17 protein-coding genes and 1 pseudogene are annotated in these 12,170 nt (G+C 44.0%); 14 read left to right on the plus strand and 4 right to left on the minus strand.

All coding sequences use genetic code 11. The annotated features are described in order from the left end of the window. The first annotated feature begins 138 nt into the window (after positions 1 to 138). The gene (locus M1K46_RS06050; RefSeq protein WP_256225351.1) at positions 139 to 1,101 is read left to right on the plus strand and encodes a LacI family DNA-binding transcriptional regulator; all 963 of its coding nucleotides are present in this window, start codon (positions 139 to 141) and stop codon (positions 1,099 to 1,101) included. A gap of 46 nt (positions 1,102 to 1,147) precedes the next feature. Here the strand turns inward: M1K46_RS06050 and M1K46_RS06055 are convergent, their stop codons facing one another. Next, complete coding sequence (locus tag M1K46_RS06055) at positions 1,148 to 1,798, minus strand: glycosyltransferase (protein WP_256225352.1); 651 nt, start codon at positions 1,796 to 1,798, stop codon at positions 1,148 to 1,150. 328 nt (positions 1,799 to 2,126) lie between these two features. Between M1K46_RS06055 and M1K46_RS06060 the strand changes: the two genes are divergently transcribed. The 8 genes from M1K46_RS06060 to M1K46_RS06095 all read left to right on the plus strand — a co-directional run bounded on the left by M1K46_RS06060 (position 2,127) and on the right by M1K46_RS06095 (position 8,550). After that, complete coding sequence (locus M1K46_RS06060) at positions 2,127 to 3,377, plus strand: MFS transporter (protein WP_256225353.1); 1,251 nt, start codon at positions 2,127 to 2,129, stop codon at positions 3,375 to 3,377. A 77-nt stretch (positions 3,378 to 3,454) separates the two neighbouring features. Beyond that, positions 3,455 to 3,709, plus strand: a complete 255-nt coding sequence (locus M1K46_RS06065; RefSeq protein ID WP_091005981.1) for a hypothetical protein — start codon at positions 3,455 to 3,457, stop codon at positions 3,707 to 3,709. A 24-nt stretch (positions 3,710 to 3,733) separates the two neighbouring features. Further along, positions 3,734 to 4,588, plus strand: a complete 855-nt coding sequence (locus tag M1K46_RS06070) for an aminoglycoside 6-adenylyltransferase (RefSeq protein ID WP_256225354.1) — start codon at positions 3,734 to 3,736, stop codon at positions 4,586 to 4,588. Between the two features lie 40 nt (positions 4,589 to 4,628). Continuing rightward, a complete protein-coding gene (locus M1K46_RS06075; RefSeq protein ID WP_256225355.1) occupies positions 4,629 to 5,495 on the plus strand; it encodes a pentapeptide repeat-containing protein in 867 nt (288 codons plus the stop codon). 45 nt (positions 5,496 to 5,540) lie between these two features. Further along, entirely contained in the window at positions 5,541 to 6,506 is a 966-nt protein-coding gene (locus M1K46_RS06080; protein WP_256225357.1) for an aldo/keto reductase, read from the plus strand. 262 nt (positions 6,507 to 6,768) lie between these two features. Further along, positions 6,769 to 7,212, plus strand: coding sequence for a universal stress protein (locus M1K46_RS06085; protein ID WP_256225359.1), 444 nt, complete (start codon positions 6,769 to 6,771; stop codon positions 7,210 to 7,212). Positions 7,213 to 7,237: 25 nt separating this feature from the next. Further along, a complete protein-coding gene (gene adhP, locus M1K46_RS06090; protein ID WP_256225360.1) occupies positions 7,238 to 8,251 on the plus strand; it encodes an alcohol dehydrogenase AdhP in 1,014 nt (337 codons plus the stop codon). A 110-nt stretch (positions 8,252 to 8,361) separates the two neighbouring features. After that, positions 8,362 to 8,550, plus strand: coding sequence for a hypothetical protein (locus M1K46_RS06095; RefSeq protein ID WP_256225361.1), 189 nt, complete (start codon positions 8,362 to 8,364; stop codon positions 8,548 to 8,550). A 130-nt stretch (positions 8,551 to 8,680) separates the two neighbouring features. Here M1K46_RS06095 and comJ read toward each other — a convergent pair whose 3' ends face one another. Beyond that, a complete protein-coding gene (gene comJ, locus M1K46_RS06100; RefSeq protein ID WP_091005990.1) occupies positions 8,681 to 9,076 on the minus strand; it encodes a competence protein ComJ in 396 nt (131 codons plus the stop codon). Positions 9,077 to 9,100: 24 nt separating this feature from the next. Then, positions 9,101 to 9,348: pseudogene (locus M1K46_RS06105) on the minus strand (hypothetical protein); the annotation flags it as partial. 165 nt (positions 9,349 to 9,513) lie between these two features. On the opposite strand from M1K46_RS06105, the gene M1K46_RS06110 reads away from it, so the two are divergent. The 5 genes from M1K46_RS06110 to M1K46_RS06130 all read left to right on the plus strand — a co-directional run bounded on the left by M1K46_RS06110 (position 9,514) and on the right by M1K46_RS06130 (position 11,489). Beyond that, complete coding sequence (locus tag M1K46_RS06110) at positions 9,514 to 10,050, plus strand: DUF1697 domain-containing protein (RefSeq protein ID WP_256225362.1); 537 nt, start codon at positions 9,514 to 9,516, stop codon at positions 10,048 to 10,050. 36 nt (positions 10,051 to 10,086) lie between these two features. Continuing rightward, the gene (locus M1K46_RS06115) at positions 10,087 to 10,578 is read left to right on the plus strand and encodes a GNAT family N-acetyltransferase (RefSeq protein ID WP_256225364.1); all 492 of its coding nucleotides are present in this window, start codon (positions 10,087 to 10,089) and stop codon (positions 10,576 to 10,578) included. After that, positions 10,527 to 11,033 (plus strand): GNAT family N-acetyltransferase, encoded by a 507-nt coding sequence (locus M1K46_RS06120; protein ID WP_256225365.1) that lies wholly within the window; start codon positions 10,527 to 10,529, stop codon positions 11,031 to 11,033. The genes M1K46_RS06115 and M1K46_RS06120 overlap by 52 nt, the downstream gene beginning before the upstream one ends. Positions 11,034 to 11,194: 161 nt before the next feature. Continuing rightward, a complete protein-coding gene (locus tag M1K46_RS25730) occupies positions 11,195 to 11,365 on the plus strand; it encodes a LysR substrate-binding domain-containing protein (protein ID WP_256225366.1) in 171 nt (56 codons plus the stop codon). After that, positions 11,325 to 11,489, plus strand: a complete 165-nt coding sequence (locus tag M1K46_RS06130; RefSeq protein WP_256225855.1) for a hypothetical protein — start codon at positions 11,325 to 11,327, stop codon at positions 11,487 to 11,489. Before M1K46_RS25730 ends, M1K46_RS06130 begins: the two co-directional genes overlap by 41 nt. 51 nt (positions 11,490 to 11,540) lie before the next feature. On the opposite strand, the gene M1K46_RS06135 is transcribed toward M1K46_RS06130, so the two are convergent. Then, complete coding sequence (locus M1K46_RS06135; RefSeq protein ID WP_256225367.1) at positions 11,541 to 12,077, minus strand: DinB family protein; 537 nt, start codon at positions 12,075 to 12,077, stop codon at positions 11,541 to 11,543. Positions 12,078 to 12,170 lie beyond the last annotated feature (93 nt).

Genomic DNA, 12,170 nt, shown 5'->3' on the forward strand with positions numbered 1-12,170 from the left:
AACCGTGTCCAGCTCGAGCGCTTGTCGGACTTGAACAGGGCGCTTGTACTTTTCAAATCTAACAGCAATTACCATCAAAATGCCAGAACGATGTATAATAGAGATAACGTTTTCATAGACAGATTGGAGTGTGTCCAGGTGGTCAGTATTAAGGATATTGCAAAACAAGCTGGTGTTTCCATTTCAACCGTATCGTATGCCTTGAATGGAAGCCGGAAAGTCACGCAGGAAACCACCGCTAAAATTTTAGCAATCGCAAAGGAATTGAACTATATTCCTAACGCAGCGGCTCGAACGCTAAAGAAGCGGGAAACAAAAATTGCCGGTGTTTTCTTAACCAATTACAGTGGTGCTTTTTATGGTGAACTGCAGCAAGGGATGCTCGATCAGCTGGCACACCATGGATATGAGCTGATCGTATGCAGCGGCAAGGAATCCCACCGTTTTCTCCCTGAAGGAATGATCGACGGTGCCATTATATTGGACGCCAATTTTTCAAGTGAAGAACTGATCAGTTACGCAGACCGAGGCCATAAACTTGTTGTTCTGGATCGTGAACTGGAGCATGAAAATATCACTCAAGTATTACTTGACAATAAAACCGGAGCAAAGCTTGCGATTGAACATGCCGCAGATCAAGGTCATAAGAAGCTGATCATCGTGACAGGCCCTCAAGCGTCCTTTGATTCCGATCAGCGCCTGCAGCAGGCACTGGCCACGGCTGAAAAGAACGGCCTTGAATGCCATGTCATCCAAGGCGATTTTAACAAACCGACAGGAGAGAAAGCAGCGAGAAAAATCGTTGAATCGTACTCCGGCCCAGTCGCTGTCTTTTGTCTGAACGACGAGATGGCGATCGGCATGTACAATTTTTTGTCTAAAACAGAGTACCGCATAGGAAAGCACATTCACATTATCGGTTTTGACAATATTGAAGTCGCACAATATACGCATCCACGCCTAACAACTATTGATTACTCCAAGCGGGAGTGGGGAGCGGCAGGGGCGGAGCAGCTGATCAAACTCATCCGAAAGGAAACAGCACCTTCTAAAAAAATCGGTGTAACTCTTGTAGAGGGAGAGTCTCTCCAAAAGGTTTAATCAGTAAAAAGGGAAGGCAGCCCTGGTGGCTCCTTCCCATTTGGCATTATTGAAACTTGTTAGGAAATTGCTTAATGATTCCGCCGGTTAGTGTATCGGCCATCTTGATGATATGGTCCTCGCCAAGATCAAACGCTGAAATGTCGCCGTTCCAATTTTGCTTTAGGCGATTAGCGACTTGATCGGTAACGAATTGGAGATGGATATATAACATCTCCTTTAACGTTTTTTCCGGCCAATTCGGATTGGCAGAGCTTAAAAATCGTGCGATATCGTCTGCGTTCCTGTACCAGGCGGTGTTGTATTTTTTGAAGTCTGCCTGATTTCCTGTTTTAGCGGCCGCTGTTAATTTTCCTGCAAGAACGATGTGCTCGGTCAGCAGCTCGCCCAATTTATTGCCTGCTGCCTCTCCGTAGTAAGGTTTGATGGCATTTCCTATGTCTTTTTGGTTCTTTAAAAGCCTCGCCAGGACTTGATCCTGGTCCTTTAATCCTGCGACTGCACTGACAATATAGCTTCTTGTCCAGATGGTGTGGTCGATCCAGAGCTTTCGCAAGTCTCCCTGAAGTTTTACGGCCGAAACGCTCAGGCACTGCTGCTGGACACGGGGTGCTGTTTTAGCTTGCGCGCTTAAAGGTGAAAAGATTAAGCAGGCAGCAAACAGCGGCAGCGAGAATTTTAAAAGGTGTTTTTTCATGCTGTTTTCCTCCTTTAATAGTAGTACTGTATTATTTTTGGAAATAATGGTCATTTTTATGAATGTATCTTGAATTTTTGACTATAATGGAGTAGTATAAAAGTAATGCTAATCGGAAGGGTGAACAAAGGGCGATGAATAACTAATCTTATTTCTTAGAAAAACATTCGTATAAACAATTGCGATCATTTTTTTCTGGATAGGATTAGTACAGCCTTTTGATTCAGCCCAATTAGAAGCATGCCCGAATTGCGCGCATGTTCTCTGTCTTTTTTGCGGCGTAACAAGAGCCTCCTGTCCAGAATGATGGATCAGGAGGTTATTTTTTATGAACGAGACAACATCTCAACCAAAAGTAAGCATGGGTGCATTATTCCAGAACCGTTTTATCCGGACGATATTGCTTTCTGTTTTTTTTCTGCAGATTGGCATTTGGGTAAGGAACTATTCCATCCTGCTGTACGTTATTGAAAAAACAAACGAAAATCCAGTGGCCGTTTCCCTCATCTCGGTAGCGGAATTCGCGCCAATCTTTCTGTTCTCCTTTATTGGCGGGACGTTTGCAGACCGCTGGAGACCGAAGCGGACGATGGTATGGTGCGATCTTTTAAGTGCAATATCAGTATTTGTGGTTCTTTTAACCTTGATACTAGGAAGCTGGAAGGTCATTTTCTTTGCGACCCTCGTATCTTCCATCCTTTCTCAGTTTTCACAGCCGTCAGGAATGAAGCTCTTTAAGCTTCATGTCCCGGCAGAACTTGTCCAAATGGGGATGTCGATGTATCAAACGGTATTTGCTCTGTTTATGATTCTTGGACCGATTATCGGTACATTCGTGTATCAGCATTTCGGCATCATGGCAGCGATTGGTGTCATGGGCGTGGCGTTCTTATTATCAGCGGGTACCCTTCTTATGCTGCCTGCAGACCGTGTAGATGATGAGGAAAAAGCAACCACGACATTAATGCAGGAAATGAAGGATGGCTTTCGTTATGTGTTAGGCAGCAAGCCTTTAACCTTGCTTGGGGGCTGTTTTGCAGCTGCCGGGCTCGCGATTGGCCTGACTCAGCCGCTCGGTGTCTTTTTGATAACTGAACGGCTCGGACTTCCTAAAGAACAGCTGCAATGGCTGATGGCGGCCTTTGGAATTGGTATGATTCTTGGGGGAGGATTGACCATTTCCATGTCTAAAAAAATCATGCCACAGGTGCTATTAGCGATGGGATTGGCGGCTAGCGCGATTGGTTTTATCGGAATGGGATTCTCAACTGTACTATGGTTCACACTTGCAGCTCAATTCTTTTCCGGTCTCTTTATGCCATGCATCCATATCGGGATCAATACAATGATTCTGCAAAATACAGAAGAGGCATTCATTGGGCGTGTCAACGGCATCTTAAATCCGCTCTTTATGGGAGCGATGGTGATTACCATGTCGGTCGCAGGCTGGATGAAATCGCACTTATCGATCGTTCTGATCTATGAAGTGGCGGCACTCCTCCTTTTTGTAGGAGTGGCCACCTTGCTGCCGCTTATGAAAAAGAGCGGGGTAAAGCAGGAGATTAGGGGAGAAGTATAGAATGAATGAACGCCTGGTTATAGAACCGGGCGTTTTTTTCATACATTAATGTAAGCATTGGTTGAAGGAGAGAGTATATGAAGCAGAAGGGCGATTCTTTATATAAAGTATGGATCGGTTTGTTCGTGTTGACCATTTTCATTGGACTGCTTACCGTCTGGATTGATGTTGCCTGGGTAAAAAAAACCTTATGGTCCGTACTGCTGCTGTTCAGTATGGTCGCAGCCACAGCAATGTACCCGGGATCCGGAAATTCTTCCAAAAAACATAAGGACAATGTAACCAGCATTTACGAATTAAAAAAGAAAAAAAGCCGAAGAAAAGGAATGTAGCAGTAAAGGGGGGAGAAGGAAAACATGCTTGGAAAAATAGTAGAGTTTGCAAAGAAGGAAAAACGGATTCGAGCTGTTATTTTGAATGGTTCCCGTGTAAATCCGAACGTGCCGCCGGATATTTTTCAAGACTACGATGTTCTTTTTGTTACAAAAGATGTACCGTACTATATTAAAAACCGAAGCTGGATTTCATCATTCGGTGAAATCATGATCATGCAGACCCCTGATGCCATGGGGACGCGGGAGTTATGGGGAACGAACGAAAAGTTTACGTATCTGATGCAGTTTATGGATGGTGAACGCATCGATCTTACTTTTTATTCTGAAGAAAAGGTCCAAGACATGGTGCATGACAGCTTGAGTAAGGTGGTTCTGGACAAGGACGGGATTTTTCCTGATTTGCCTGAATCAAGTAATCGAGACTACATAACAAATCGTCCTTCAGAAAAAGATTTTTCGGATTGCTGCAACGAGTTCTGGTGGGTGAGTACCTATATTGCCAAAGGATTATGGAGGCGTGAACTTCCATATGCCAAAGCGATGTTTGACGGGCCAGTCCGCGATATGCTCGTACTTATGCTGAAATGGCATATTGGAATGAGGCACGACTTTTCTGTAGATTCCGGAAAGCACGGCAAGTATTTCATGTTCTTGCTTAAGCCTGAGCAGTATGATCAGTTCGTTAAAACCTATACGGACGGTGAGTATGAGAATATGTGGGAAGCCCTTTTCGAGATGGGCAGCCTTTTCCGGAAGGCAGCCTTTGAACTTGCAGACTGCTTGGGATTCAGTTATCCCTATGAGGAAGACCAAAAAGTAACCGCACATTTAAAATATATCCGTCACCTGCCTGCAGATACGAACAGGATGTATTGAAACTGAAACGATAAAAATTTAAACAAAGAGGGTGTACGTATTGTCCAACACTGCCAATGGTACAAGCCAGCTACGAACAAACCGAAATGATTTACGTGCTGACTGTGAGAGTTGCTTCGGATTGTGCTGTACGGCACTGCCTTTTGCTGCATCGGCAGATTTCCCAGTCGATAAAGACGGTGGGGTTCCTTGCTCTAATTTAACACTGGATTTTAAATGCTCGATCCATCAAAATTTAAGACAGGAAGGGTTCAGAGGCTGTTCCGTATATGACTGTTTTGGAGCGGGGCAAAAAGTTTCAAAAGTAACGTTCGAGGGCAAAGACTGGCGAACAGATTCAGTCAGAGCAGATCTGATGTTTACCGTCTTTCCTAAAATGCAGCAGCTTCAAGAAATGCTTTGGTATTTGGATGAAGCACTGACATTGGAGACCTCGCTTCCAATTCGTGATGATCTGAGATCAGTGTTCAGTAAGACAGAACGGCTTACGCTGCTTGATCCTAAGGATATTGTTGAACTGGATATACCGGCACACCGGGCAGTTGTTAATGCTCTTCTTTTAAAAGTCAGTGAATTGTATCGAAAGCATATTCACTCCCAACATCATAAGAAAAGCTTTGGCCGGGGAGCGGACTTTATGGGAGCTGCTTTACGAAAAGCAGATTTTAGAGGAGCCAGCTTAAGAGGGGCTTATTTTATTGCTTCCGATCTGAGAGAAGCCGATCTTAGGGGGGCAGACCTTATCGGAGCAGATTTCCGGGATGCTGATCTTAGAGGCGCTGATCTGACGGAAAGTATTTTCCTCACCCAAGCCCAAGTGAATGCAGCAAAAGGAGATGCCCGGACAAAGCTGCCGCGGCTTCTTACAAAGCCAGCACATTGGGTGCATGCAAGCCGAAAAATTTAAACATTCTGAAAAGGTGTGGTAGAACTGTAGTTAAGAGGTGATAGCATGCACTATAAAAAATTAGGCAGGACAGGATTGGAAGTATCGTCGATTTGTTTAGGAACGATGGCATTTGGCAGGTGGATTGACGAGGAGGCATCGCATTCCATCATAGCCAGCGCGCTGGAACAGGGCATCAACTTTATTGATACGGCCAATTATTATGGAAAAGGCCAGGATACGGAGATCCCCTATGGAACAGGAGAGTCTGAAGAAATTATCGGACGGGCACTGAAGGGAAAAAGGGAGAACGTTGTCCTAGCAACAAAAGTGGGCATTCGAATGGGCCATGGCAAGAATGAATCGGGTCTATCACGAGGTCATATAATGAAGGAAGTAGATCGATCTCTGAGCCGCCTGCAAACCGATTACATCGATGTGTACCAGGTTCACTTTTTTGACAACAACACACCATTGGAAGAGACGCTTCGAACACTTGATGATCTCGTACGAAGCGGTAAAGTGCGATATATCGGCTGTTCAAATTATGCCGCCTGGCAGATCATGAAATCACATGGAATTAGTGAAAAAATGAATCTGGAGAAATACGTTTCTGTGCAGCCGCAATATAATCTGCTGTCCAGAGAGATTGAACAGGAGCTGCTGCCGTTTTGTGAGTCTGAAGAGGTCGGCGTGATGGTATACAGCCCATTGGGCAGAGGGATGTTATCCGGTAAATATAAGAATGCTGATGATGTTCCTGAAGAAAGCCGGGCGGCAAAGGGAGAGCGGCTCATTCAAAATTATTTCACTCCCCGAAATTTTGAACTTGTCAGCCAGTATCGCCAACTGGCTGAGAAAAACAAGGTGAGCCTCTCACAGTTCGCTCTTTCCTGGGTTTTAAATCAGCCTGCAGTCACTTCAGCCATCGTTGGGGCAAGCAAAGTGCATCATGTCACAGATGCTGTAAAGATCAGCGATTGGCGATGGAGTGAAGAGTTGCTGCAGAAAGTGAATGAAATAGTAGTTTAAGAGGTTCACACCGTTCAAAAGCAGAAGGGATCAGCAGATGATGAAATTTGGGATCAGCGTGTGTACTCATTATTAAAGCCGGATTGGATAAAGGGAAGTAAATAAGTCTTGGGGACGGGCCGCTGGTCTGTCTTTTTTTAGTTTTATATGTGAAGTTCATCACATACTCCTGCAAGTAAATCCATTACAATCAAGGTGTACTAAGAGAGCAGGAACAAAGCGTGTGTTGAGCAGGCAGACTAATATTCGGGAGGAATGCGTTATGGCTAAACGCTACAAACATGTACTGGTTGGATTGGATGGTTCTGAAGCTTCAGAAAAGGCTTTTAAACGGGCAGTAGAAATGGTGCTCGAACATGAAGCAGAAACATTAACACTAGCACATGTCGTGGATACAAGAAGTTTCTCAGCTTACGACTGGTATGCAGCTATGGCTGAAAAAGCACAAGAATACGGCGATGAACTGTTAACCGATTTTGCACATAAAGCAGAAAACGCCGGGGTGCCGTACGTAAACAAAGTAATGCAGCTGGGTTCACCGAAAGTGACGCTTGCTAAATCCATTGCTCCCGACGTTAAAGCCGATCTTATAGTTTGTGGAGCGACGGGTATGAATGCGGTAGACAGGGTGTTCATGGGAAGTGTATCTGAGCATACGACTCGCTATGCGAGATGCGATGTGCTGATCGTAAGAAATGATCAATAACACCAGTCTATGAGGAGGAATTCTAATGAAAGCTGCTGTAGTAAATGAATTTAAACAATCCTTAGAAGTAAAAGATATGCCGACACCCGTAATCGAACACGGGGAAGTTCTTGTTAAGATTAAAGCATGCGGCGTCTGTCATACCGATCTGCATGCCGCTCATGGCGACTGGCCTGTTAAGCCGAAGCTGCCTTTTATTCCGGGCCATGAGGGTGTTGGTGTGATTGAACAAGTAGGCCCTGGCGTTCACCATCTGAAAGTTGGAGATCGTGTAGGTATTCCATGGCTGTATTCAGCATGCGGACATTGTGAGTATTGTTTGAGCGGTCAGGAAACACTCTGTAAAGATCAGAAGAATGCCGGTTATTCAGTAGATGGCGGTTATGCTCAATATTGCAAAGCAGATGCTGATTATGTGATTAAAGTACCAGAATCTTTATCTTTTGAAGAAGTTGCACCCATTTTTTGTGCAGGTGTTACCACCTATAAAGCTTTAAAAGTAAGTGAAGCTAAACCTGGTCATTGGGTAGCGATATTCGGAGTCGGGGGTCTTGGCCATGTAGCCGTCCAATATGCGAAAGCCATGGGATTTCATATTGTGGCAGTGGATACGAGTGATGATAAATTAGAACTTGCAAAGGATTTAGGAGCTCAACTTACTATAAATGCAGTTAAAGAGGATACTGCAGCCATCATTCAAAAACAACTGGAAGGTGTCAAGGCCTCTATTTGTACCGCTGTATCGAAAACGGCCTTTAGCCAAGCCTATCAGTCTGTTAAACGAGGAGGAACTCTCGTTGCGGTTGGCCTTCCGCCGGAAGAATTGCCGATTCCCATTTTTGATACAGTCTTAAATGGAGTTAAAGTGGTCGGTTCCATCGTAGGAACACGCAAAGATCTTCAAGAAGCGCTGCAATTTGCAGCAGAGGGAAAAGTTAAAACCATGATTGAAGTACAGCCGCTTGAAAAAATCAATGAAGTTTTTGAGCGAATGGAAAACGGACCGATTAATGGCAGAATCGTTCTAAAAATAGATTGATTGTAAAGAGGGCAGATTTAAAGTCTGTCCTCTTTTTCTTTTTACGTACTGAAAAGCTCAAAGTAGGAATTCTGCTAAAGAGACCGAATACAAAAGAAAAGCGGGGAGGGATGAGGCCGGATGGTGTTACAACAGGAAGACTTGCAAAGAATAGAGCAGGGATCTTGATCTCAACCGTCGACCTGAACCAGGAGTACTATGATTCTACTAAAGCATGGCGGGATAACGCCATGAATCACAAGTTTCACAGCGGAACACTTGTCAATGATCCCCGAAGTGCAAACAGAAAGGAACTTTGAAATCTTTATTAGTGCATTGAGCGCTTTCTAGCACTTGGGTGCAATATTCGTGCGGCATTGTTTTTCAGTTTATTTTTCCAAATGCAAAAAGGCAGTGCGCATAGCACTGCCTTCCTCACCTCACTTCGTTTTAATTTGGTACAAACTGCAGTTCATAGCGCACTTTATACAGGCCGTTCGCTTTCGGCTGCCCCAGTGGAACGGTATCAGCATAGAGTGTATATTCACCAGGTTCAACGGTGAACTCCAAGCTGTTGGCACCAACGCTTGATACCATAATTCCTTCTGCTTCAACCTTGAAAGGAAGAGAAAACGTGCGCGTGGAATTCACGTTTTCGTCATAATGGAGAGGTGAAGAGACAGCAATCTCACATTTGTAGTCCGACACTGCCTCGAAAGAAATGACTCCGTCTCTCAGGATGTAGCCACGTTTGATATCGGCATCTGTCCAGTCTAAAAAGGGTTTTTTGATCCCTTTGTTGTATACAATTAATTGGGAATAGGAAACGGTTAGCTCACTTATCAAATCGGTGTGCCTCCTTTTAAAAAGTTAAACGCTCTTCATGTTTACCTTATTGAACGATGAACAATTAGTTCCATCAGGATAGTCTTCCAGCTGGTTGCCGACCCAAGATCCTGCACCACGATTATCGGTGGAGTTACATAGCGGATGTCTGCCCCGTATCCGGCTTCTTCGCACATCGTCATACGCCACTCATCACGATCGTAGCCCGACTTGGTAGGAATGCCTTTAAGCGACTTTTCTCTGCGCTGATCGGCACCCCCGCTACTTATTGTACTCTTAAATTATAGTGCTATATCATTAAATTGGTTTTACTGGAATGTTAAGTCATTTTGTCGGTTGATAGGACCATTGTAGAATTGACGCTTTTTTTAATGAAAAACTAGGAAGGCTGCCCTAAGCTGACGTGTTATTAAAATAAAGCAAAAGGAGGAAGAGCTATGAAAACCTATATTGCATGGCTGAGGGGAATTAATGTAGGCGGCCATAAAAAGATAAAGATGGAAACTTTGCGTGGACTTTTGGAATCGATGGGGCTTCAAAAGGTTAAAACATACATTCAGAGCGGGAATGTCATTTTTCAAGCTGATGAAGAGGAGAAGACACTTCAGAAAAAAATAGAAGACAAAATTCTTGAGGAATTTGGTTTTGACGTAACCGTCATGCTGAGAACTCAGCATGAGTTAGAGGAAGCAATCTCATCTGTTCCCTTTGATCTCAATAAATTAAAAGAGGGTGAAACGATACACGTTATTTTCTTTCCGGAAGAGCCAGTGGACTCAGCGATTGAAATATTGAAGCCTTATAAAAATGAGGACCTGGATTTTGTGGTCAGGAACCGGGAACTTTATCTTTTATACCGTAAAAGCCTTAGAGACATAAAATTTCCTGTTCAGAAATTGAAGATTCCCGGCACAATGAGAAATTGGAACACCGTCAATAAGATGGCAGCCTTGGGGAAAACCATCGACGAATAGAAAGAAAAGATGGATCAATAGAAAGGAAGAAGAAATATGTTATTGAGAGAAGCCGAAAAGAAGGATATCCCTGAACTTGCAGATTTGATGGGAGAACTGGGGTATCCGACAGAAACAAAAGCGATGGAGGAGCGGTTTGCTAAAATCGCAGTTCATCCTGATTACCACACAATTGTAGCAGAAAAAGACGCAGAACTTGTTGGGATGATCGGAATGTTTAGAGGCCTTTCCTATGAAAAAGACGAACCGTACATACGAATTATTGCGTTGGTTGTTAAAGAAGAGGTTCGTAATCGAAAGATCGGCCAGCAGCTGCTCGAACAGGCAGAAGGGTGGGCAAGCAGACAGGGCGTTCGAAAACTGGCTGTGAATACCGGAAAACGGAGAGTGGAGTCCCATCTCTTTTATAAAAACAGAGGTTTTGAAGAGACAGGGGCAGGGTTTTACAAATCGCTGGAAAAAAAGGAGGAGTTCAAATGGAAGTCAGAGAACTGGCAGCAGCGGACGCTGAGGAATATTGGACTCTAAGGCTGGAGGCATTGATGCTTTCTCCTGAGGCATTTGCAACGAGTTATGAGGAAGCGGTTAAGCGGAAGAATCCGATTGAACGAGTAAAAGAAAATTTCAGTGCTGATGGGAGCCATACATTCGGCGCCTTTTTAGATAGAGACATGGTCGGCATCGTCACCCTCATACAAGAAAGCCATAGGAAAATGAGCCATAAAGCCAATATCTTTGCCATGTATGTTACCTCCCGCAGCAGGGGAAAAGGTGCAGGAACAGCCTTAATGGAAGCTGCGATCCAAAAAGCAAAGGATATGGAAGAAATCGAGAAGATCAACCTGATCGTCGTTTCAAGCAACGAAAGCGCAAAAAAGCTGTATACCAGCTTGGGCTTTGCATCGTATGGAACGGAAACAAGGGCAATGCAGGTCGACGGCGTTTTTTATGATGAGGACCATATGGAACTGTTTGTGAAATAACGGTAATCTAAGCTGCTGACCATCTCAACTCTTTTCTGCAAAAGACTAATCCTCCTGCTTCCATGGTAAAATAACGGGAGATGAGAAGATGGCGACGGAGGTTTTTATGGATTTAAACTATTTTTATACGTTTAAGGAAGTGGCGAAGTGGGGCAGCATCCGTGATTTCTTTCAGCAGCCTGGAAGCCATTAAGCAGTGTGTAGCTGATGACCTGGGTGTAGCCCTTGTACCCGAAATCGCAGTCCAAAGGGAATTGGCTTCTGGAAAACTGCAAAGGATTCCATTTGAAGATGATAGCATCCATTCTTGGTGCACCAAGTACGCTTCGTGACTATGGCATAGACGACTGCCAATTTGACAGCATCGTCGAAAAAACGTTTATCAAACCTGGAGTGGGCACTTATAAAGAGCTCGATCCGGAATCTGTGATGGATATTTTGAGAAGATCACTTTAATAAAAAACAGGCTCTCATTACACCCATTAAAGGGGATGAGAGCTTGTTTTCTTATTGCCTTGGAAAATCTTCGCTGCTAAAATAACGCTCCTTTAAAATCCCAAGATGATGTTTCTCATGGCCTGGGATAATATAAGCAATAGCCCTGACAGTAACGTCTGAACCATTTGCTTTCCCTCTTCGGGTCCATGTTTCCTCATCTATGCTTTTTATTAACAGTATCGTAGACTGGCGGACAATTTGTGCTTGCTGTAATAACTCAGAAAGCGGCTGTCTGTCAAAGTAGGTCTGTTCCACATAGGCATTTTCATCAAAACCAGGAAGCATCCCTTTATCGCCTCGTGCGATCGAAAGCAGCCGAAACCCCATAATTCGTTCCGTATCCGTCATATGCCCGATGACTTCTTTTATGCTCCACTTGTAAGGCCCATATCTAAACAGTCCTTGCTGTTCTGTAAGGTTTTGAACCAACTGCCGCATTTCTTCAGCCTGTTCATCTAATAAATTGACGATGTCCTGATCAGGCAGAGCCTTTATGTATTTCTCGTAATAAGAATTATACTCATTGGTATCTGGTTTGCTTCGCAATGCAATATCCCCCTCTAATCGTTTTATTGTAACTATAATATGAACCTTTAAAAGAATAAACAAAATTGTCTGGCATCAGAATGGAGATTAAAG

The organism is Fictibacillus sp. WQ 8-8, from assembly GCF_024494405.1.
GTDB classification, from domain to species: Bacteria; Bacillota; Bacilli; order Bacillales; family Fictibacillaceae; genus Fictibacillus_C; species Fictibacillus_C marinisediminis.

Bases quoted from the DNA above. Each gene is read 5' to 3' on its own strand.
- M1K46_RS06080 (WP_256225357.1), top strand. From the start codon at position 5,541: ATGCACTATAAAAAATTAGGCAGGACAGGATTGGAAGTATCGTCGATT.
- M1K46_RS06085 (WP_256225359.1), top strand. From the start codon at position 6,769: ATGGCTAAACGCTACAAACATGTACTGGTTGGATTGGATGGTTCTGAA.
- M1K46_RS06120 (WP_256225365.1), top strand. From the start codon at position 10,527: ATGGAAGTCAGAGAACTGGCAGCAGCGGACGCTGAGGAATATTGGACT.
- adhP (WP_256225360.1), top strand. From the start codon at position 7,238: ATGAAAGCTGCTGTAGTAAATGAATTTAAACAATCCTTAGAAGTAAAA.
- M1K46_RS06070 (WP_256225354.1), top strand. From the start codon at position 3,734: ATGCTTGGAAAAATAGTAGAGTTTGCAAAGAAGGAAAAACGGATTCGA.
- M1K46_RS06110 (WP_256225362.1), top strand. From the start codon at position 9,514: ATGAAAACCTATATTGCATGGCTGAGGGGAATTAATGTAGGCGGCCAT.
- M1K46_RS06095 (WP_256225361.1), top strand. From the start codon at position 8,362: ATGAGGCCGGATGGTGTTACAACAGGAAGACTTGCAAAGAATAGAGCA.
- M1K46_RS06130 (WP_256225855.1), top strand. From the start codon at position 11,325: ATGATAGCATCCATTCTTGGTGCACCAAGTACGCTTCGTGACTATGGC.
- M1K46_RS06055 (WP_256225352.1), bottom strand. From the start codon at position 1,798: ATGAAAAAACACCTTTTAAAATTCTCGCTGCCGCTGTTTGCTGCCTGC.
- M1K46_RS06060 (WP_256225353.1), top strand. From the start codon at position 2,127: ATGAACGAGACAACATCTCAACCAAAAGTAAGCATGGGTGCATTATTC.
- M1K46_RS06115 (WP_256225364.1), top strand. From the start codon at position 10,087: ATGTTATTGAGAGAAGCCGAAAAGAAGGATATCCCTGAACTTGCAGAT.
- M1K46_RS06065 (WP_091005981.1), top strand. From the start codon at position 3,455: ATGAAGCAGAAGGGCGATTCTTTATATAAAGTATGGATCGGTTTGTTC.